Origin of the sequence: Streptomyces goshikiensis, from assembly GCF_014650555.1 — a bacterium.
GTDB lineage: Bacteria > Actinomycetota > Actinomycetes > Streptomycetales > Streptomycetaceae > Streptomyces > Streptomyces goshikiensis.
On the sequence record NZ_BMVE01000001.1, the window covers coordinates 21720 to 42564 of the forward strand.

Here is a 20845-nt window from a genome sequence, read left to right on the forward strand (position 1 = left end):
AGGGCTTGTTGGGGTGGATTGGGGAGATTCCGGGGGCATGCGGCGGATGCCGCGCGTCCCGGAGTCCCTCGGGGTCCGCCCCCGGAAAGGGAAGGTGCGCGAGTGATGGCCACCGCGACGGAGCCGCAGGCGGCCGCGGCCGCACCCGCACGCGGCGGGGTGACGCCGCATCCGAAGTCCAGCCCGGGGCGGTTCGGTCCGTTCCGATTGCAACAGCTCGTACTCCTCCAGCTGGCGGCGGCCGGGCTGCTGGTGGCGTGGGTGGTCGGACCGCTGCTGCTGGTTCCCGCCGGCGTGCTCGCGGTGGTCCTGGTGGTCCTCGCCGTCGTACGCAGGCACCAGCGCTCCCTGCCCGAGTGGATCGGGGGCGCGCTGGCGCTGCGGGCCCGGCGGCGCCGGGCCGCCTCCGCGACCGTGCCCGCGGGCACCGAGCCGGGGCTGGCCCCGCTGGTCGAGGCCGATCCGGCGCTGCGGACGCTGACCTTCAGCGACCGGGACCGGCGGCCCGTCGGGATGATCGGCGACGGCACCTTCCTGACGGCGGTCGTCCAGGTGGACATGGATGCCACCGCGCTGCGGCCCGAGCGGGGGGCGCGGCCGCTGCCGCTGGCGGCCGTCCGGGACGTCCTCGAAGTCGACGGCATCAGGCTGGAGTCCGCGCAGCTGGTGCAGCACACCCAGCCGGCGCCCGCGCCGCACCTGCCGGCCCAGTCGATGGCCACCCGCAACTACGCGCCGCTTCAGGCCCTGACGGGCAGTCCGGCGGTGCGGCTGACGTGGATCGCGCTCAAGCTGGACCCGGAGCTGTGCCCGGAGGCGGTCGCCGCGCGCGGCGGCGGGCTCGCGGGCGCCCAGCGGTGCGTGGTGCGGGCCGCGGACCAGCTGGCGAGCCGGCTGGCCGGGGCCGGGTTCCGGGCCACCGTGCTGACGGAGCAGGAGCTGACGGCCGCGCTGGCGACGTCCTCGTGCGCGAACCCGATGGCGATCACCCAGGCGGGACGCTCGGCGAGCACGGGCCGGCGTACGGAGGAGACCCCGCGGGCCTGGCGGTGCGACGACCGGCGGCACACCACGTACTGGATAGGCCGCTGGCCGCAGTTGGGCGGCGCCGGTGCGGCGCTGCCGCAGTTCGTGGCGCTGCTGACCTCGCTGCCCGCGCTGGCGACGAACTTCAGCCTGACGATGGCCCCGGCCGAGCGGCACGGCGTCACGCTGACCGGGCACGTCCGGGTCACCGGGCGCAGTGACGAGGAGCTGGTGGCGGCCCGCCGCGAACTGGAGCGGACGGCGCGGGGCGTGAAGACCGGGCTGGTGCGGCTCGACCGTGAACAGGTGCCGGGGCTGCTGGCCTCGCTGCCGCTGGGAGGGGCGCGATGAGGGGCGGATACGGGCTGCTGGGGCCGCGCCGGGAGCGGCACGTGGTGCCGGCGGCGGATCTGGACGCGCTGGCGCTGCCCGTCGGCGACGACGGGGTCGTCATCGGCGTGGACGCGGAGGGACACCCGGCGGTGCTCGGCGTCAACCGGCCGACTCCGTACGAGGTGACGCTGATCGGCGGTCTGTGGACGGCCCAGGTGCTGGCGCTGCGCGCGGCGGCCACGGGCGCGCGGATCGCGGTGGAGACGGGGCGCGGGCAGGTCTGGTCCGGGCTCGCGCAGGCGGCGGGCGGCGGGCAGCCGTGCGTGACGCTGCACGACGTGGGCCGGGTGCCGCCGCAGGGCGCCTCGGCGGGCAGCCCGGTGCTGGTGGTCCGCGACTGCGGCATGCGGCCGCCGCGCGGCCGGGTGGTGGCGGGACCCTGGCAGTCCGTACTGACGCTGCTGCCGTACCTGAGCCCGGCGGCGCCGCGGCTGCTGCGGAACTCCTCGCTGGTGGGTGTGCAGCGGGTGTCCCCGGACGAGGCGCAGGAGATCGGCCGGCTGATGAACCTGCCGCGTCCGGCGGTGGATTCGCTGCCGACGCTGGGTGACGGGGTCACCCTGTGGTGCACTCCGCGCGACCGGCAGTTCGTGATGACCCAGGGCACGGAGGCGGAGACGGGCCTGCTGGGACCGTCGCGCCGGATCGACTGACCGGGTGCCGGTGGTCCGGTGGTCAGGTCGCCCGGAGACGCGCCGCGGCGCGGCGGCCGCCACCGGGGCGGACTCCGGTGCGGACTGCCGTGCCGGGGCACGATTAGGCTGAGTGTGGGCGTGGCGTCGAGGCGGGCGCCGGACCAGTGTTCGACAGACCAGGAGGACCAGTGAGCGGCGATCGGAACGAGAGGCGCGGCGGGACGTGGGACGTCCCGACGGACGATCAGTCCGACGCGGAGTCCGAGGTGACGGGCGAGTTCACCATCGACTACACCCCGCCCGCCTGGTACACGCAGGGCGCGGCCTCCGCCCCGGCCACACCGGTGCCGGGTCTGCCCGAGGGCAGCGGCTTCGAGCCGCACCGCCCGACGGACGTGGTGTCGCCCCCGACCATGCGGATCGCCCCTCCTGTCCCCCGGACCCCTTCCGCCGAAACCCCGGCCCCCGCGACCCCGGTCGCCGACGTCCCGGCACCCGAGCCGCACCCGGCCGTCCCGCCGGCCCCCGTCGAGGCCCCGGCCCCAATCACCGCGGTTCCCGCTCCGGTGGCCCCGGTTGTCGACACCCCGGCCCCCGAGCCGGTCGCCGAGACCCCGGCCCCGGTGGCCGACGCCGTCCCGGCCCCGCCGGCTCCCGTCGAGGCTCCGGCCCCGGCCCCCGCGCCGTTCGCGGCCCCCGAGCCGGTCGCCGAAACCCCGGCCCCGGCACCGGCCCCGGTCCCGGCCGACCTTCCGGCCCCGCCGGCCCCCTTCGAGGCCCCGGCTCCCGCTCCCGCGCCGTTCACGGCCCCCGAGCCGGTCGCCGAGTCCCCGGCCGACGCCGTCCCCGCGCCCGAGCCGCACCCGGCCGCCCCGCCGGCCCCCGCCGAGGCCCCGGCCCCGTTCCCCCCGGCTCCCGCTCCGGTGGCCCCGGTCGACGCCGTCCCGGCGCCCGGGCCGTACCAGGGCGTGTCCGCGCCTGCTCCGTTCGGGGGACACGCTCCGGTTGACGCCGCGCCCGCCGTGGACAACCCGTACGCCCCCGTGCCGGGCCCCGGCACTGATCTGCCCTCGCTGCCGCCGCAGTTCGCGGCTTCCGGGCAGCAGGACGGCTACGGGTTCCCGCCCTCCACCCCGGAGCAGCCGCAGCCGCAGCAGTCGCCGCCTCCGCACGGGTACGGGTTCCCGCCCGCTCCGGCTCCCCAGCCGCAGCCCCAGGCCCAGGCCCAGGCCCAGCCGCAGGCCCCGTACGACCCCCGCGCCCAGGCACAGTGGCAGCAACCGCAGGCGCAGGCGCAGTACGACCCCCGCTACCCGGCCGGCCAGGCCACCGGTGGGGCGCCCCTCGGCTACACCGCCGCCGTCGAGCTGTCCTCCGACCGCCTGCTGCGCGGCAAGCAGAAATCCAAGCCCCAGCGCTCCCCGTTCCGTTTCGGCGGCAAGGCGGCCGAGGCCGAGCGGCTGCGCAAGCTGGAGCAGATCCGTACGCCGGTGATGTCCTGCTACCGCATCGCCGTCATCAGCCTCAAGGGCGGCGTCGGCAAGACCACGACGACCACCGCGCTCGGCGCCACCCTCGCCACCGAGCGCCAGGACAAGATCCTGGCCATCGACGCGAACCCCGACGCCGGAACCCTCGGCCGCCGGGTGCGCCGCGAGACCGGCGCCACGATCCGGGACCTGGTCCAGGCGATCCCGTACCTGCACTCGTACATGGACATCCGGCGGTTCACCTCGCAGGCGCCCTCCGGCCTGGAGATCATCGCCAACGACGTGGACCCGGCGGTCTCGACGACCTTCAACGACGAGGACTACCGCCGCGTCATAGAGACGCTCGGCCGCCAGTACCCGATCATCCTGACCGACTCGGGCACCGGCCTCCTCTACTCCGCCATGCGCGGCGTCCTGGACCTGGCCGATCAGCTGATCATCATCTCGACGCCCTCCGTGGACGGGGCGAGCAGCGCGAGCACCACGCTCGACTGGCTCTCGGCGCACGGGTATTCCGACCTCGTCTCGCGTTCCCTCACCGTCATCTCGGGGGTCCGCGAGACCAGCAAGATGATCAAGACCGAGGACATCGTCCAGCACTTCGAGACCCGTTGCCGCGGTGTGGTCGTGGTCCCGTTCGACGAGCACCTCGCGACCGGCGCCGAGGTCGACCTCGACCTGATGCGGCCCAAGACGCGCGAGGCGTACTTCAACCTCTCCGCGCTCGTCGCCGAGGACTTCGTCCGCGCGCAGCAGCAGGCTCCCCAGGCCCACTGGGGCGCACCGCAGCAGCAGGCCCCGCAGTCGGCTCCCCAGCAACTCCAGCAGCCCCAGGCGCCGCAGCAGCCGTACCCGTACCAGCAGCAGCCCCCGCAGCAGCCTCAGCCGTACGCGCAGCCCTACCCGCAGCCGGGGCAGCCCCCGCGCGATCCGCGCCTCGGCTGACGGACACGGCAACGCGAAGGGCCCGTACCCCCTGGAACCCAAGTCCCAGGACGGTACGGGCCCTTGCCCGTTGCTCTGCCGCCTACTGAACGCGGCGCGGCGCGTCGTACGTCTCCGTCAGCACCCGCGCCCGCTTCACGTCGTCCGCGATCGCCTCCAGCAGCCCGTCCAGCGACTCGAACTTCGCCATCCCCCGCACGTACGCGAGGAAGTCGACGGTCACGTGCTTGCCGTACAGGTCCAGCCCGATCCGGTCGATCGCGTACGCCTCCACGGTCCGGTCGGTCGCGTCGAACTGGATGTTCGTGCCGACCGAGATCGCCGCCGGCATCCGCTCGCCGTCCGCCGTCAGCCAGCCCGCGTACACCCCGTCCGCCGGGATCGCGGTGTGCGGCCGCGTCTCCACGTTCGCCGTGGGGTAGCCGAGCTCGCGCCCGCGCTGCGCACCGCGCACCACGACGCCCTCGACCCGGTGCGGCCGGCCGAGGATCTCGGCCGCGCCGTCCATGTCGCCCTCGGCGACGAGCCGGCGCGCCAGCGTCGAGGAGAACGGCACGCCGCCGCCCGCCTCGCCCCGCTCGACGAGGTCCACGACGTCGACCTCGTAGTCGTACGTGCCGCCCAGCTCGCGCAGGAAGTGCACGTTCCCGGCGGCCTTGTGGCCGAAGCGGAAGTTCGGGCCCTCGATGACGGCGCGCGCGTGCAGCTTGTCGACGAGCACCTTCACGATGAAGTCCGCCGGGGACAGCTGCGAGAACTCCGCCGTGAACGGCAGGATCAGCAGCGCGTCGACACCCAGTCCGGCCATCAGCTCGGCCCGCCGGTCGTACGGCGCCAGGATCGGCGGGTGGCTGCCGGGCCGCACGACCTCGCTGGGGTGCGGGTCGAAGGTGACGACGACCGAGGGGACGCCGAGCTCACGGGCGCGGGCCACGGCCCGTCCGATGATCAGCTGATGTCCCCGGTGCACGCCGTCGTAGGAGCCGATGGTGACGACGCTGCGTCCCCAGTCCTGGGGGATGTCCTCCAAGCCACGCCAGCGCTGCACTGTGACCGCTCCTCGCCCGAACCCGTGTAGTCCCTGTACTGATTGCAGGTCTAAGACTGCCATGCCGGTGCGCGGCGACCCGCATCGGCGTCCGGCTCCCGGCCGCTCCGCGTCGGGTTGCGGCTCAGGTCACATCCGGGCGGGCGCGGCGAAAGCGCCCCCTTACGCTCCTCCAGTCACTCCGAGCGCCTGCTCGGACGGGTGAAGAGGAGGGTCCGGGTGGATAGACACCTACCCGAGGGGGATCGTGGAGCGGTGAGCGGCAGGCACTGAGCGCTCACCGCTCCACGTCAACCGGGCTCCGTGCTCAGACGAAGACCGCGAGCGACTTCGCCTTGCCGCCCTTGCTCTCCACGAGCCCGAGCAGCTGCCCCTCCGGCCCGTAGACAGCGACGGTGCGGCCTTCCGCGTACTCGTCCGGCATGTCGATCCGTACGCCGTTGGCGAGCAGCGAGGCCCGCCGCGCGTCCAGGTCCCAGCGCGGGAACGCAGCGGCCGCCGCCTCGCCGATCGGCATGACGGTCAGCTCCTCCTGGAGCTGGTCCAGGGTCCGCGCCCGGTCGAGCTTGTACGGCCCGACGCGGGTGCGCCGCAGCGCGGTGAGGTGACCGCCGACGCCGAGGTCGGCGCCGAGGTCGCGCGCCAGGGCGCGGATGTACGTACCGCTGGAGCAGACGACGGAGACGACGAGGTCGACGACCTTGGTGCCGTCCTCGGCCTCCGCGTCCCGCATGTCGTACACCTGGAACGACGAGATGGTCACCGGCCGGGCCGGGATCTCGAAGTCCTCGCCGTCACGGGCGCGCTTGTAGGAGCGCACGCCCTTGATCTTGATGGCGCTGACCTTGGACGGGACCTGCATGATCTCGCCGGACAGCTTGGCGATGCCCTTGTCGACGGCCTCGCGGGTGACCCCGGAGGCGTCCGTCGACGAGGTGATCTCGCCTTCGGCGTCGTCGGTGAGGGTGTCCTGCCCGAGACGGATCGTCCCGAGGTACTCCTTCTCCGTCAGCGCCAGGTGACCCAGCAGCTTGGTCGCCCTCTCGACGCCGAGCACGAGGACGCCCGTGGCCATCGGGTCGAGCGTGCCGGCGTGCCCGACGCGGCGGGTCTTGGCGATCCCGCGCATCTTGGCCACGACGTCGTGCGAAGTGAAGCCGGAGGGCTTGTCGACGATGACGAGCCCTCCCGCGGCCTCCGGCCCGGAGGTGCCCCCCGGCTTCTTTCCTGCCTGCCTGCTCATTCCGCGGCTGCGTCCTCGTCGTCGTCGCCCGGCTTCTTGTACGGGTCGGCCTCACCGGCGTACGTGGCGCCGGAGGAGACCTCGCGCACCTGGGCGTCGGAGGAGCGCGCCTTGTCGAGGAGGTCCTCGATGGTCTTCGCGTTCTCCGGGAGGGCGTCCGCGACGAAGGTCAGGGTGGGCGTGAACTTGGTTCCCGCCGCCCGGCCGACCGCGGAACGCAGCACGCCCTTGGCGCTCTCCAGGCCCGCTGCCGCGCTGGCCCGGTCCTCGTCGTCGCCGTAGACCGTGTAGAAGACCGTGGCCTCCCGCAGGTCGCCGGTGACGCGGGTGTCCGTGATGGTCACGTGCGTACCGAGGCGGGGGTCCTTGACTCCGCGCAGCAGCTTCTCGGCCACCACCTCCCGGATGAGGTCCGCCAGCTTCTTCGCCCGCGCATTGTCGGCCACTGGTCCGTCTCCTTCTTCTGTCTTGCAGACAAGCTATAAGTCAGTCTTCATCACCGTGGAGGCGCCGTCGTACCGACAGCAGTTCCACTTCTGGACGCGCCGCGACCAGCCGCTCGCAGCGGTCCAGTACGTCCGACACGAACCCCGCGTCCCCGCTCACCAGGGCGACCCCCAGGCGAGCCCTGCGGTGCAGATCCTGGTCGCCCACCTCGGCCGCGCTCACGGAGAACTTGCGTTGGAGCTCGGCGACGATGGGCCGGACGACGGAGCGTTTCTCCTTCAGCGAGTGAACGTCGCCGAGGAGCAGATCGAAGGACAGAGTCCCCACGTACATGCAGTTCCGGATATCCCGCCGGTGCGGGTTCGGTGGCCTGCCGGCCGTCGCTCGGCAGGGTCACCAGAACCGTACACGCAACGGCCGGGGCCGATCGACGGATATTCCGCCGACCGGCCCCGGTGTACGACACGGTGCGAACCGCCTCGCGCTTACGCGCGCGGCTTCTCGCGCATCTCGTACGTCGCGATGACGTCGTCGATCTTGATGTCGTTGTAGGAACCGAGGTTGATACCGCCCTCGAAGCCTTCGCGGATCTCGGTGACGTCGTCCTTGAAGCGGCGCAGACCGGAGATGGTGAGGTTCTCGGCGATGACCTTGCCATCGCGCAGGAGCCGCGCCTTGGTGTTGCGCTTGACCTCGCCGGAGCGGATGAGAACACCCGCGATGTTGCCCAGCTTGGACGAGCGGAAGATCTCGCGGACCTCCGCCGTACCGAGCTCGACCTCTTCGTACTCCGGCTTGAGGAGACCCTTCAGGGCCGCCTCGATCTCCTCGATGGCCTGGTAGATCACCGAGTAGTAGCGGACGTCGACGCCCTCGCGGTCCGCCATCTGCGCGGCACGGCCGGCCGCACGGACGTTGTAACCGATGACGATGGCGTCGGAGCCCATCGCCAGGGAGATGTCCGACTCGGTGACCGCACCCACACCGCGGTGCAGGACGCGGATGTCGACCTCTTCGCCGACGTCGAGCTGGAGCAGCGAGGACTCGAGAGCCTCGACCGCACCGGACGCGTCGCCCTTGATGATGAGGTTGAGTTCCTGGACCAGACCGGCCTTGAGGACCGAGTCGAGGTCTTCCAGGGACACCCGGCGGACACGCTTGGCGAAGTTGGCGTTGCGCTCACGCGCAGCACGCTTCTCGGCGATCTGACGGGCGGTGCGGTCCTCGTCGACGACGAGGAAGTTGTCGCCGGCGCCGGGGACGTTGGTGAGACCCAGGACCAGGACGGGGGTCGACGGACCCGCTTCCTCGACGTTGTTGCCCTTGTCGTCGAGCATGGCGCGCACTCGGCCGTAGGCGTCGCCCACGACCATCGTGTCGCCGACGCGGAGGGTACCGCGCTGGACGAGGACGGTGGCGACGGCACCGCGGCCGCGGTCGAGGTGGGACTCGATCGCAATACCCTGAGCGTCCTGCTCGGGGTTGGCGCGGAGGTCGAGCGAGGCGTCGGCGGTGAGGACGACGGCCTCCAGCAGGGAGTCGATGTGCAGACCCTGCTTGGCGGAGATGTCGACGAACATCGTGTCGCCGCCGTACTCCTCGGCGACCAGACCGAACTCGGTGAGCTGACCGCGCACCTTGACCGGGTCGGCACCCTCGACGTCGATCTTGTTGACCGCGACGACGATCGGGACGCCGGCGGCCTTGGCGTGGTTGAGCGCCTCGATCGTCTGCGGCATGACGCCGTCGTTGGCCGCGACCACGAGGATCGCGATGTCGGTCGACTTCGCACCACGGGCACGCATGGCGGTGAACGCCTCGTGACCCGGGGTGTCGATGAAGGTGATCTTGCGCTCTTCACCGTTGACCTCGGTACCGACCTGGTACGCACCGATGTGCTGCGTGATGCCACCGGCCTCGCCCGCGACGACGTTCGTCTTGCGGATGGCGTCGAGCAGTCGGGTCTTACCGTGGTCGACGTGACCCATGACGGTCACGACCGGCGGACGCGGCATGAGGTATTCCTCGCCGCCCTCGTCCTCGCCGAACTCGATGTCGAAGCCCTCGAGGAGCTCGCGGTCCTCTTCCTCCGGGCTGACGATCTGAACGACGTAGTTCATCTCGCCGGCCAGCATTTCGAGGGTCTCGTCGGAGACGGACTGCGTGGCAGTGACCATCTCGCCGAGGTTCATCATCACGGCGACGAGCGACGCCGGGTTGGCGTTGATCTTCTCCGCGAAGTCGGTGAGGGAGGCACCGCGCGACAGGCGCACGGTCTCGCCGCCACCGCGCGGCAGCATCACGCCGCCGACGGACGGGGCCTGCATGGCCTCGTACTCCTGGCGCCTCTGACGCTTGGACTTGCGACCACGACGGGCCGGACCGCCGGGACGGCCGAAGGCACCCTGCGTGCCACCACGGGCACCGGGACCACCGGGACGCCCGCCGAAGCCGGGACGACCGCCGCCACCGGCACCGGCCGGACCGCCGCCGAAGCCGCCGCCACCGGGACGGGGGCCACCGAAGCCGCCACCGCCGCCGGGACGCGAGCCCGGACCGGCCGGACGGCCGGCGAAGCCGCCGCCCGCGGGACGACCGGCACCGCCGGGACGACCCGCGCCACCCGCACCGGGACCACGGCCACCGGGGCCGCCACCGGGACGGGGACCGGGACCACCGGCAGCGGGACGCTGCGGCATCATGCCCGGGTTCGGACGGTTACCACCGGGGGCACCGCCCGGACGCGGGGCGCCGCCCTGCGGACGGGGCATGCCGCCCGGGGTCGGACGACCCGCACCGGGACCCTGCGGACGCGGAGCGCCACCGGGACCACCCTGCGGGCGGGGAGCACCCTGGCCGCCGCCGGCGCCGGGGGCACCGGGACGGGGAGCGCCGGCCGGACGGGGCGCCTGCGGGCGCGCCATGCCGGTGGAGCCACCAGAGGTGAACGGGTTGTTGCCCGGACGGGGACCGGCCGGACGGGCGCCCTGGGGACGCGGGGCCTGAGCACCCTGGGGGCGCTGGCCCGGAGCACCGGGAGCGGTGCCGGCCGGACGCGGAGCGCCGGGACGGGCACCGGCCTGGCCACCCTGGGCCGCCGGACGCTGCTGCGCCGGACGGGGGCCGGGGGCCGCGGCGGGACGCTCGGTGCGCGCCGGGGCGGCCGGGGCCGCCGGAGGCGCGGAGAACTCGGTCGCCACGGGAGCCGCCGGAGCGGGCTTCGGGGCGGCCGGAGCCTTGGGACCGGGACGCGGGCCGGGGGCGGCCGGGGTCACCGGGGCGCTGACGGCCGGAGCCTCGGCAGCGGCGGGCTTGGGAGCCACCGGTGCGCCGGGCTTCGGGGCAGCAGGACGTGCCGCGGCGGCCGGGGAGGGCGCCGCGGGCTTGGCGGGCGCGGCCTTGCGGGGCGCGCCGGGCTTCGCAGCGGACTTGCCGGCGTTGCCGCCGGGCCCCTGCAGTGCGTCAGTCAACTTGCGTACAACCGGCGCCTCGATCGTCGAGGACGCCGAACGGACGAATTCACCGAGTTCTTGGAGCTTGGCCATGACGACCTTGCTCTCCACCCCGAACTCCTTGGCGAGTTCGTATACCCGGACCTTAGCCACTTCGCTCCTTTTAGGTCCGGGTTACGCCGGACCGTCGCTACTTCATGGGCGTACTCATCGCGTACTCATCGAGTGCTCATCGCAATCTCGACCTACTTCCAACTCGCGAGGTACCTGACCGCACGGGGTATCCGTGCCGTACTACTTCTTACGGTGTCGCCCCGGCCTCACCGGCCAGGGCTTTGCGCAGTTCCGTCGTGTCGAGCGTTCCGGCGGACCGGAGGGCCCGGGGGAACGCCCGGCGGCGGACCGCCTGGTCGAGGCAGACCGCGGCGGGGTGCACGTACGCACCCCGGCCGGGCAGCGTACCGCGTGTATCGGGGACGCATTCGTCCCCGATCGCCACGATGCGCAGCAGATCGCTCTTGGCCGCTCGCTCCCGACACCCCACACAGGTGCGTTCGGGGCATGCGCGGGCTTGCGTCCGGCCAGACACGCCTAAGTCTACCTCCCCGCACCGACCTCTCCCCCGACAAGTTACGGGCGAAAGATCGAACGGACGTCGTTGTTGTCCTGATCCTTGCGGGACCGGATGGATCGGATCCCGGCCCGCGGGATCCCTGTCTACCGGCCGGAAGCACCGGCCGGTAGCGGTTTTATTCCCCGCGCCGGTCCCGGTCCGCGCCTTCGGCGGGCTCGGTGTCCGGGCGGATGTCGATGCGCCAGCCGGTGAGCCGCGCGGCGAGGCGGGCGTTCTGGCCCTCCTTGCCGATGGCCAGCGACAGCTGGTAGTCGGGAACGGTCACCCGCGCGGAGCGGGTGTCCCAGTCGACGACCTCGACCTTGCTCACCCGGGCGGGTGACAGGGCGTTGGCGACCATTTCCGCCGGGTCGTCCGACCAGTCGACGATGTCGATCTTCTCGCCGTGCAGCTCGGCCATGACGTTGCGCACACGGGCGCCCATCGGGCCGATGCAGGCGCCCTTCGGGTTGAGTCCGGCGCGGGTGGACCGTACGGCGATCTTGGTGCGGTGACCGGCCTCACGGGCGATCGCGCAGATCTCGACGCTGCCGTCGGCGATCTCCGGGACCTCCAGGGCGAACAGCTTCTTCACCAGGTTGGGGTGGGTCCGCGACAGGGTCACGGACGGGCCGCGGACACCCTTCGCCACCCGCACGACGTACGTCTTCAGACGCAGGCCGTGCGTGTAGTCCTCACCGGGGACCTGCTCCTGCACGGGCAGGATGGCCTCCAGCTTGCCGATGTCGACGAGGACGTTCTTGGGGTCCTTGCCCTGCTGGACGACACCGGTGATGACGTCGCCCTCGCGGCCGGCGAACTCGCCGAACGTCAGGTCGTCCTCGGCGTCGCGCAGACGCTGCAGGATCACCTGCTTGGCGGTCGTCGCGGCGATCCGGCCGAAGTCCGACGGGGTGTCGTCGAACTCCTTGGGCTCCTGCCCCTCTTCGAGGTCCCTCGGGTCTTCCGTCGCCCATACGACCACGTGACCGTTGGTGCGGTCGAGCACGACGCGGGCACGCCGGAAGCTGCCCTCGGTGCGGTGGTACGCGATGAGGAGGGCCGACTCGATCGCCTCGACGAGCAGGTCGAAGGAGATCTCCTTCTCCCGGACCAGACCCCGCAGGGCACTCATGTCGATGTCCACGGCTACGCCTCCTCTTCCTTCTTGTCCTTGCGGTTGAACTCGATCTCGACACGCGCCTTGGCGATGTCGGTGAAAGCGATGCGGCGGGCGGTCGCCTTGCGGCCCTTCACGCCCGGAACTTCGAGGTCCATGCCCTCGTCGTCGACGTCGAGGATGCGGGCGACCAGTTCCCCGGCACCCTTGTCGTCCCCGGCGGTCAGCTGGAACTTCACGAGACGGCCGAGGGCACGGACGTAGTGGCGGTGCTCGGTCAGCGGGCGGTCGGCGCCCGGCGAGCTCACTTCGAGGACGTACTCGTCCTCGCCCATCACGTCGGATTCATCGAGCTGGTCGGAGATCTCGCGGCTCAGCTCGGCACAGGTGTCCAGCTCCACGCCCTCGTCGGAGTCCACGATGACCCGCAGCATCCGGCGCTTGCCCGCCTTGGACATCTCGATGTCTTCGAGGTCCAGGCCCTTGGCGGCGACGAGCGGCTCCAGCAATCCGCGCAGCCTGTCGCTCTGGGTGGTGCTCATCCGGGTGACTCCTCGGCCGCGTGTGCTGTTGTGGTTTCCGTCGTGTGTCAGGTCAAAGGGTATCCGGTCGCGGAGGGTGTTGCCGTCCGCGCTCCGGAGGGGCCCCCGGGTACCGTGATCACACGTTGCCCCGCCCATCACCCCGAGGACGTCGCCGTGCCCTGGACACAGACCTTGAGGCCCTCGCGAAGGAGTCTGCTCACCGGAGCCGCCGGCGTGGCCGGCGGCGCGCTGCTCGCCGGGTGCTCCGACGGGAGCGGCTCCTCGGACGCGGACACCGGAGTTCCACTCGAACGGCGGATGCGCGAGGCGGCCGTCCGTGACAGCGAGCGACTGCTGGAACGTTACGACGCCACCGCCGCCGCCCATCCGGACCTGGCGGCGCGGCTGGCCCCGCTGCGCGGGGCGGTCGCGGAGCACACCGGGGCGCTGGCCGTCGCGGGCCCGGTGAAGACCGGTCCTTCCGCCTCTCCCTCGGTGTCCGGCTCGCGCTCCGGTGCGTCCCGTTCGCCGTCCGCTTCGGCGCCCGCTTCGGCGCCCGCCGGCGCGGCCGCGGCGCCCAGTGCGGCGGCCGTCCCGGCGAAGCCCGCCGAGGCGCTGACCGCGCTCGCCGACGCCGAGCGGTCGCTGGCGGAGGCCCGGACGGTCGCCCTGGCCGGCGCCCCCGGGGAGCTGGCGCGGCTGCTGGCCTCGGTGGCGGCGTGCGGCGCCGTCCACGCGTACCTGCTGACCTCGACCCCGGGAGCCGCCTCGTGAAGCCCGAACCCTCCCCCGCCGGCCGGGCCCTGGTCGCGGCGCAGTCCGCGCTCGCGGCCGAGCACGCGGCCGCGTACGGCTACGGCGTGATCGGCGCCCGGGCCTCCGGGGCGCGCGCGGCCGAGGCCCGGGACGCGTACGGCGCCCATGTCGCGCGGCGTGACGCGCTGGCCCGGACGGTGCGCGAGCTGGGCGGTGCGCCGCGGCCGGCGGAGGCGGCGTACGCCCTTCCGTTCGAGGTGCGCGACCCGGCCGACGCCGAGCGGCTGGCCGCCGACATCGAGGACCGGGTGGCCGGCGCGTACTCCGATCTGGTGCGGGCGGCGGAGGGCGGGCTGCGCCGGGAGGCGGCCGACGCGCTGACCGCCGCGGCCGTGCGCGCGGCGCGCTGGCGCGGTGTCGGCGTAGCCTTCCCTGGGCTCACGGAACGCTCCGCAGGAGCCCGGACCAGCTGAAAGGGACCCCGCACGCATGGCTTTCGAACCGCCGCAGCGGCTTGTACGGGCGCTCGGCGAGACGCCGGAACCGGCCCAGGACGCGGACTGGCTGGGGCAGTTGCCCGAGCTCGCCGAGACGGCGCTGACCCGGCGTGAAGTGCGGGCCCAGCGGGTGCAGGCCCCGGGCGGGCGGAGCAGTCTGCTCGTCCTCGTCCGGTACGCCGACGGCACCCCGGCGGCCCTGAAGCTGGCTCCGCCGTCGGCACGCCCGGACCTAGAGCTGGCCGCGCTGGCGCACTGGGGCGGGTTCGGGGCCGTACGGGTCCTCGACACCCGCCACCACGAGGAGGACGGGGCGCTGCTGCTGGAGCGGCTGCACCCGGAGGTGTCGCTGCGGTCGCTGCCGGAGGCGAAGGCGCTGCTGGAGGCGTGCGGGACGCTGCGCAGGCTGTGGGTGGCGCCGGGCTCCGGGCACGGCTGGGAGACGGTGGCCGAGCGGACGAAGGCGCAGGCCGGGGCGCTGCGGTCGGCTCCGGCCGAGGTGGCGGCGCTGGCCGGGGCGGCGCTGGAGGCGCGCGAGGAGCTGACGGCGGCCCCGGAGGAGGAACTGCTGCTGCACGGGAACTTCCGGCAGGGCAAGGTGCTGGCGGGCGAGCGGGCGCCGTGGCTGACGGTGGGCCCGGACCCGCTGGTGGGCGAGCGGGCGTACGACCTGGCGCGGCTGGTCCGGGACCGGCTGGAGGACCAGGTCGCCTCTTCCGCCGGCGCGGCGGGGGCGCGGCGGCGGGTGAACAAGCTGGCGGATTCGCTGGAGGTGGACCGGGACCGGCTGCGGGGCTGGACGCTGTTCCGGGCGGTGGAGTCGGGCAACCGGGCGCTGGCCGCGGGGCGGCGCCGGGACGCGGAGCTGTTGCTGGAGTTCGCGGCCTGGTTGTAGGGCATACCGTAGGTAGGAACGTATGTCCGGCAGGGGGCCGTCATGGTCGAAGAACTGCTGGCCGCGGGGATCGCCGCGGGAGTGGGAGCCGTCGTCTACCTGGGCGCCGCCGCCAGGGTCGTCAAGCAGTACGAGCGGGGCGTGGTGTTCCGCCTGGGCCGGGTGCGGTCGGGGATCCGGGGACCGGGGCTCACCACGATCGTGCCGTTCGTGGACCGGCTGAAGAAGGTGAACCTTCAGATCGTGACGATGCCGGTGCCCGCGCAGGAGGGCATCACGCGGGACAACGTCACGGTGCGGGTGGACGCGGTCGTGTACTTCAAGGTGGTCGACGCGGCGAACGCGATCATCGCGGTGGAGGACTACCGGTTCGCGGTGTCGCAGATGGCGCAGACCTCGCTGCGGTCGATCATCGGGAAGTCGGACCTGGACGATCTGCTGTCGAACCGCGAGATGCTGAACCAGGGGCTGGAGCTGATGATCGACAGCCCGGCGGTGGGCTGGGGCGTCCAGATCGACCGCGTCGAGATCAAGGACGTTTCGCTGCCGGAGACCATGAAGCGCTCGATGGCCCGCCAGGCGGAGGCGGACCGGGAGCGCCGCGCCCGGGTCATCAACGCGGACGCGGAGCTCCAGGCCTCGAAGAAGCTGGCCGAGGCGGCGGAGGTGATGTCGGACCAGCCGGCGGCGCTCCAGCTGCGCCTGTTGCAGACGGTGGTGGCGGTGGCCGCGGAGAAGAACTCCACCCTGGTGCTGCCGTTCCCGGTGGAGCTCCTGCGCTTCCTCGAACGCGCCACTCCGTCGGACCCCGCTCCGCCCCCGAACCCCCCGGCGGCGCCCGCCCCGCCCGCTGCGGCCGCGCCCGCGCCCGCCGCGCCCGACACCGTGCCCCCGGCGCTGCCGACCGTGAACGGCTCGGCCCCGGCGCTGCCGGCCCGGGACCCCGCCGCCGGCAGCCCGCCCGCCTGACGGCGGACCGGCCCCGGCTCCGGGGCGGCGGCCCCGGTCAGGTCAGCCGGGCCAGTGCCTCGTCCAGCGTGAGTTCCTCGCGGGTGCCCGTGGGGCGGTGCTGGAGTTCGACGACGCCGTCGCCGGAGCGGCGGCCCGCCACCAGGATCCACGGAACGCCGATCAGCTCCGCGTCCGTCAGCTTCACACCGGGCGAGAGCCCCGCGCGGTCGTCCAGCAGGACGCGGAGCCCGGAGGCCGACAGCGCCTCGGCGGCCGACTCGGCCAGCGCCAGCGGCACCGCCTTGCCCGCCGCGACCACGTGCACGTCGGCCGGGGCCACCTCCGCCGGCCAGCACAAACCCCGCTCGTCCGCGGTCTGTTCGGCCAGCGCGGCCACAGCCCGCGAGACGCCGATGCCGTAGGAGCCCATCGTGACCCGGACCGGCTTGCCCTCCCGGCCCAGCACGTCCAGCCCGAACGCGTCCGCGTACTTGCGCCCCAGCTGGAAGATGTGACCGATCTCGATCGCCCGGTCGAGCCGCAGTCCCGCGCCGCAGGAGGGGCAGGGGTCGCCCGCCTCGACGACCACGACGTCCAGGTACCGGTCGACCTCGAAGTCCCGGCCGCAGACCACGTTCCGGGCGTGCGTGTCCGCCTTGTTGGCGCCGGTCACCCATGAAGTGCCGGGCGCGACACGGGGGTCGGCCAGGTAGCGCACCTTGTCGAGGCCCTGCGGGCCCACGTAGCCGCGTACCAGATCGGGCCGGTCCGCGAAGTCCTCCGCCGTCACCAACTCCACGACCGCCGGGGCGAGATGCTCGCCCAGCTTGCCGAGGTCGACCTCCCGGTCGCCCGGTACGCCGACGGCCACGATCTCGCCGTCCACCTTCACGAGGAGGTTCTTCAGCGTCGCCGACGCCGGCACGCCCAGGTGCGCCGCGAGGGCTTCGATCGTCGGGGTGTCGGGGGTGGGGATCTCCTGCGCCGGGGCGTGCCCGGCGCCGTCGACGGCGGGCGCCGCGAACGTCACGGCCTCGGTGTTCGCCGCGTAGTCGCAGGACGGGCAGTCCACGAAGGTGTCCTCCCCCGCCGTCGCGGGCGCCAGGAACTCCTCCGAGGCCGAACCGCCCATCGCCCCCGAGACCGCGGAGACGATCCGGTGGTCCAGGCCGAGCCGCTCGAAGATCCGCCGGTACGCGGCCCGGTGCAGCGCGTAGGACTCCGCCAGCCCCTCGTCCGACACGTCGAACGAGTACGAGTCCTTCATCTGGAACTCGCGGCCCCGCAGCACGCCCGACCGCGGCCGCGCCTCGTCCCGGTACTTGGTCTGGATCTGGTAGAGCATGACCGGCAGGTCCTTGTAGGACGTGCACTGGTCCTTCACCACCAGGGTGAAGATCTCCTCGTGGGTCGGGCCGAGCAGATAGTCGGCGCCCTTGCGGTCCTTGAGCCGGAACAGCAGGTCCCCGTACTCCGACCAGCGCCCGCTGACCTCGTACGGCTCCTTCGGCAGCAGCGCGGGCAACAGCACCTCCTGCGCCCCGATCGCGTCCATCTCCTCGCGCACGACGCGCGAGACGTTGTCGAGGACCCGCTTGCCGAGCGGCAGCCAGGTCCACACCCCGGCCGAGCTGCGGCGGACATAGCCCGCGCGGACCAGCAGTTTGTGGCTGAGGGTCTCGGCGTCCGCCGGGTCCTCGCGGAGCGTCTTGGCCATGAGGCGGGACATGCGCTGTACGTGTTGCGTTGCCATGCCGGGAGGCTACCGGCAGCCCCCGCCCGCCCCGAAACGGGATTTTCAGGGCCTGCGCAGCGGCAGCGGGGCGCCCATCACGGCGTACGGGAGGCTCGCGCTCGGGAAGTGCACCCGGCGGGCGAGGTCCGTGTAGCCGAGCGCCCGGTAGAGCCCGCGCGCCGGGCTGTCGGTGTCGACGGCGGAGAGGATCGAGCGCTGTTCGGCGGCGCCGTCGGTGATCCGGGTGATGAGGGCGCGGCCGACGCCGTGGCCCTGGAAGCCGGGGTGGACGTGCAGTTCGGTGATCACGAAGGAGCCGTCGAGCCAGTCCTCGTGGCCGCCGGAGCGCAGGTACGGCTCGACGATCGTGGACCACCAGTGCGCGCGGTCGTTCGGCATCCCGTACACGAACCCGGCGAGCGCCCCGTCGTCGGTGTACGCGCCGAGGGCGCGGGCTCCGGGGCAGGTCATGTGGCGCTGCACGATCCAGCGCCGGATGCCGACCTCCTCCTGGCTGAGCCCGAAGGCCACGGCCTGGACGCGCAGCGCCTCGTCCACGCGGGCGGCGAGGTCGAGCGGGCCGATGCGGAGTCCGGCGGGCCGGTCGGGGTCGAGCCCGGGCGTAGGCAGCATGCGGCGACCTTACTTCGCGGCCCCGGCGCGCCGGTATGGCGTCGAGGGCCGGGGCGGGCGATCCGGCCGTCCGGTCCGGGCCGCCGGGGCGGCCCCGCGGGCGGGCGCCGGGTCAGAACAGGACGCTCATGAACTCGCCCACCTCGCGGAAGCCGACGCGCCGGTAGGCCGCCCGCGCGGCGGTGTTGAAGTCGTTGACGTAGAGGCTGACCACGGGCGCCACGTCGCGCAGCGCGAATTCGACGACGGCGGCCATTCCGGTCTTGGAGTGGCCTCGGCCGCGGAACTCGGGGGCCACCCAGACGCCCTGGATCTGGCAGGCGCGGGAGGTGGCGGCGCCGATCTCCGCCTTGAAAACGACCTTGCCGTCCTCGATGCGGGCGAAGGAGCGGCCGGCGGCGACGAGCTCGGCGACCCGGGCCTGGTAGAGCAGCCCGCCGTCGCCGGCGGTCGGCGAGATGCCGACCTCCTCGGTGAACATGGCCACGCAGGCGGGCATGATCAGGTCCATCTCGTCCTTGCGGATCCGGCGGACCAGCGGGTCGGGGCGGACCTCGGCGGAGGGCTGCTCGGTGACCATGAGCGGCTGGTGGGAGCGGATGTCGCGGGCGGGACCCCAGGTGGGCTCCAGCAGCTGCCACAGCAGCCGGGTGGCGGAGGCCGGGCCGACGATGGAGGAGCAGCGGCGGCCGGTGCGGCGGGCGCGGTCCGCGAAGGCGCGTACGGCGTCGGGTCCGGCGCAGACGGGGACGAGGTTGGCGCCCGCGTAGCAGAGGGAGCGGAGCTCGCCGTCGGCGTACCAGCCCCACATCTCGCCGCCCAGGCGCCAGGGGTCGAGCCCGGCCACCTGGACGCGGGAGGTGACGAACGCGTTCTCGACCGGCTCGCGTCCGAGGATGGCGAGCGCGGCGTCGAGATCACTGGGTTCAAGGACCCGGGTGGTGGTCTGCGTCAACACTGGGGGCCTCACCGTACAAGTCTGCTGATCTCCGCACTGTACCCGGCGGCGCCGTGGGATGCCCTGTCTCCCAGGTCACGAAAAAGCCCCGGCCCCGCCCGCGAGCTGCGGGAACGGGGCCGGGACCGAAGTGCTGCGGAAGACCGCGGGCGGCGGCGATCAGACGCCGATGGCCACGGTGGGCTCGCCGGAGGTGATGCCGTCCTTCTCCATCTGCTCGGCGATCTTCATCGCCTCTTCGATGAGCGTCTCCACGATCTTCGACTCGGGGACGGTCTTGATGACCTCGCCCTTCACGAAGATCTGGCCCTTGCCGTTGCCGGAGGCGACGCCGAGGTCGGCCTCGCGGGCCTCGCCCGGGCCGTTGACGACGCAGCCCATGACCGCGACGCGCAGCGGGACCTCCATGCCCTCCAGGCCCGCCGTGACCTCCTCGGCCAGCTTGTAGACGTCCACCTGGGCGCGGCCGCAGGAGGGGCAGGAGACGATCTCCAGGCGGCGCGGCTTGAGGTTCAGGGACTCCAGGATCTGGATGCCGACCTTGATCTCCTCCACCGGCGGGGCGGAGAGCGAGACGCGGATGGTGTCGCCGATGCCCTCGGAGAGCAGCGCGCCGAAGGCGACGGCGGACTTGATGGTGCCCTGGAAGGCGGGGCCGGCCTCGGTGACGCCGAGGTGCAGCGGGTAGTCGCAGGCGGCGGCGAGCTGGCGGTAGGCGTTGACCATCACGACGGGGTCGTTGTGCTTGACCGAGATCTTGATGTCGCTGAAGCCGTGCTCCTCGAAGAGGGAGGCCTCCCACAGCGCGGACTCGACCAGCGCCTCGGGGGTGGCCTTGCCGTACTTCTTCAGCAGCCGGGCGTCGAGGGAGCCCGCGTTGACGCCGATCCGGATCGGGGTGCCCGCGTCCTTGGCGGCGCGCGCGATCTCCTTGACCTTGTCGTCGAACTGCTTGATGTTGCCCGGGTTCACGCGGACGGCGGCGCAGCCGGCGTCGATGGCGGCGAAGACGTACTTGGGCTGGAAGTGGATGTCGGCGATGACCGGGATCTGCGACTTCTTCGCGATGACGGCGAGGGCGTCGGCGTCGTCCTGGGTGGGGCAGGCCACGCGGACGATGTTGCAGCCGGAGGCCGTCAGCTCGGCGATCTGCTGGAGCGTGGCGCCGATGTCGGAGGTGCGGGTCGTGGTCATCGACTGCACCGAGATGGGCGCGTCGCCTCCGACGGCCACGGAACCGACCTGGATCTTGCGGCTGACCCGTCGGTCGGCAAGCTTCGTCGGCACGGACGGCATTCCGAGAGAGATGGCAGTCATCTGCTGTGCAACCCCAAGGTGTGGATCAAGGTCCCGAGATCGGCGGGCTCCAGGCTTCGAGATTACGCCAAGCAGCGCGCGCTCCTCGCATCAGAGGGGCCGTGCCACCCGAACGTAGGGAGCCGGGCACGATGCGTGCCCGGCTCCCGTGGGCGCGGTGTACGGGC

Annotated in this window: 19 protein-coding genes; 7 read left to right on the forward strand and 12 right to left on the reverse strand. The window is 73.0% G+C overall.

The genetic code is table 11. From position 1 onward, the window contains the following. Nucleotides 1–105 precede the first annotated feature (105 nt). The 3 genes from eccE to IE248_RS37090 all read left to right on the forward strand — a co-directional run bounded on the left by eccE (nt 106) and on the right by IE248_RS37090 (nt 4489). On the forward strand, nt 106–1377 hold the full coding sequence (eccE, locus tag IE248_RS00095; protein WP_124289388.1) for a type VII secretion protein EccE: 1272 nt from the start codon (nt 106–108) through the stop codon (nt 1375–1377). Beyond that, complete coding sequence (locus IE248_RS00100; RefSeq protein ID WP_008737702.1) at nt 1374–2072, forward strand: hypothetical protein; 699 nt, start codon at nt 1374–1376, stop codon at nt 2070–2072. Before eccE ends, IE248_RS00100 begins: the two co-directional genes overlap by 4 nt. 170 nt (nt 2073–2242) lie before the next feature. Beyond that, a complete protein-coding gene (locus IE248_RS37090) occupies nt 2243–4489 on the forward strand; it encodes an SCO5717 family growth-regulating ATPase (protein ID WP_229895068.1) in 2247 nt (748 codons plus the stop codon). 82 nt (nt 4490–4571) lie between these two features. On the opposite strand, the gene IE248_RS00110 is transcribed toward IE248_RS37090, so the two are convergent. The 8 genes from IE248_RS00110 to rimP all read right to left on the reverse strand — a co-directional run bounded on the left by IE248_RS00110 (nt 4572) and on the right by rimP (nt 12954). Beyond that, nucleotides 4572–5537 carry a bifunctional riboflavin kinase/FAD synthetase gene (locus IE248_RS00110; protein WP_190029725.1) on the reverse strand — a complete coding sequence of 322 codons (966 nt, stop codon included), beginning with the start codon at nt 5535–5537 and terminating at the stop codon, nt 4572–4574. Between the two features lie 307 nt (nt 5538–5844). After that, on the reverse strand, nt 5845–6780 hold the full coding sequence (truB, locus tag IE248_RS00115; protein WP_008737694.1) for a tRNA pseudouridine(55) synthase TruB: 936 nt from the start codon (nt 6778–6780) through the stop codon (nt 5845–5847). Next, nucleotides 6777–7226: a 30S ribosome-binding factor RbfA gene (gene rbfA / locus IE248_RS00120; protein ID WP_008737692.1), complete on the reverse strand. Its 450-nt coding sequence runs from the start codon at nt 7224–7226 to the stop codon at nt 6777–6779. The genes truB and rbfA overlap by 4 nt, the downstream gene beginning before the upstream one ends. Nucleotides 7227–7266: 40 nt before the next feature. Then, nucleotides 7267–7560 carry a DUF503 domain-containing protein gene (locus tag IE248_RS00125; protein WP_008737690.1) on the reverse strand — a complete coding sequence of 98 codons (294 nt, stop codon included), beginning with the start codon at nt 7558–7560 and terminating at the stop codon, nt 7267–7269. A 152-nt stretch (nt 7561–7712) separates the two neighbouring features. Beyond that, entirely contained in the window at nt 7713–10832 is a 3120-nt protein-coding gene (gene infB, locus IE248_RS00130) for a translation initiation factor IF-2 (protein ID WP_073776440.1), read from the reverse strand. 148 nt (nt 10833–10980) lie between these two features. Beyond that, nucleotides 10981–11268 carry a YlxR family protein gene (locus IE248_RS00135; RefSeq protein ID WP_008737688.1) on the reverse strand — a complete coding sequence of 96 codons (288 nt, stop codon included), beginning with the start codon at nt 11266–11268 and terminating at the stop codon, nt 10981–10983. A 160-nt stretch (nt 11269–11428) separates the two neighbouring features. Beyond that, a complete protein-coding gene (gene nusA, locus IE248_RS00140; RefSeq protein ID WP_008737686.1) occupies nt 11429–12439 on the reverse strand; it encodes a transcription termination factor NusA in 1011 nt (336 codons plus the stop codon). A gap of 2 nt (nt 12440–12441) precedes the next feature. Then, nucleotides 12442–12954: a ribosome maturation factor RimP gene (gene rimP, locus IE248_RS00145; protein ID WP_008737684.1), complete on the reverse strand. Its 513-nt coding sequence runs from the start codon at nt 12952–12954 to the stop codon at nt 12442–12444. Between the two features lie 156 nt (nt 12955–13110). Here rimP and IE248_RS00150 point away from each other — a divergent pair, with 156 nt between their 5' ends. The 4 genes from IE248_RS00150 to IE248_RS00165 are packed head-to-tail and all read left to right on the forward strand — an operon-like array spanning nt 13111 to nt 16053. Further along, on the forward strand, nt 13111–13710 hold the full coding sequence (locus IE248_RS00150) for a hypothetical protein (protein ID WP_190029726.1): 600 nt from the start codon (nt 13111–13113) through the stop codon (nt 13708–13710). Then, entirely contained in the window at nt 13707–14165 is a 459-nt protein-coding gene (locus IE248_RS00155; protein WP_229895069.1) for a ferritin-like domain-containing protein, read from the forward strand. Before IE248_RS00150 ends, IE248_RS00155 begins: the two co-directional genes overlap by 4 nt. A gap of 16 nt (nt 14166–14181) precedes the next feature. After that, entirely contained in the window at nt 14182–15084 is a 903-nt protein-coding gene (locus IE248_RS00160; RefSeq protein ID WP_008737680.1) for an aminoglycoside phosphotransferase family protein, read from the forward strand. Between the two features lie 42 nt (nt 15085–15126). Beyond that, the gene (locus IE248_RS00165) at nt 15127–16053 is read left to right on the forward strand and encodes a slipin family protein (RefSeq protein WP_190029728.1); all 927 of its coding nucleotides are present in this window, start codon (nt 15127–15129) and stop codon (nt 16051–16053) included. A gap of 37 nt (nt 16054–16090) precedes the next feature. On the opposite strand, the gene IE248_RS00170 is transcribed toward IE248_RS00165, so the two are convergent. From IE248_RS00170 to ispG, 4 genes are all read right to left on the reverse strand, one after another. Beyond that, nucleotides 16091–17788, reverse strand: a complete 1698-nt coding sequence (locus IE248_RS00170) for a proline--tRNA ligase (RefSeq protein ID WP_190029729.1) — start codon at nt 17786–17788, stop codon at nt 16091–16093. A gap of 45 nt (nt 17789–17833) precedes the next feature. After that, on the reverse strand, nt 17834–18403 hold the full coding sequence (locus tag IE248_RS00175; protein WP_037791074.1) for a GNAT family N-acetyltransferase: 570 nt from the start codon (nt 18401–18403) through the stop codon (nt 17834–17836). Nucleotides 18404–18515: 112 nt separating this feature from the next. Further along, nucleotides 18516–19358, reverse strand: coding sequence for a GNAT family N-acetyltransferase (locus tag IE248_RS00180; protein WP_037791071.1), 843 nt, complete (start codon nt 19356–19358; stop codon nt 18516–18518). Nucleotides 19359–19520: 162 nt separating this feature from the next. Continuing rightward, on the reverse strand, nt 19521–20678 hold the full coding sequence (gene ispG / locus IE248_RS00185; RefSeq protein ID WP_073798423.1) for a flavodoxin-dependent (E)-4-hydroxy-3-methylbut-2-enyl-diphosphate synthase: 1158 nt from the start codon (nt 20676–20678) through the stop codon (nt 19521–19523). Nucleotides 20679–20845: the final 167 nt, after the last annotated feature.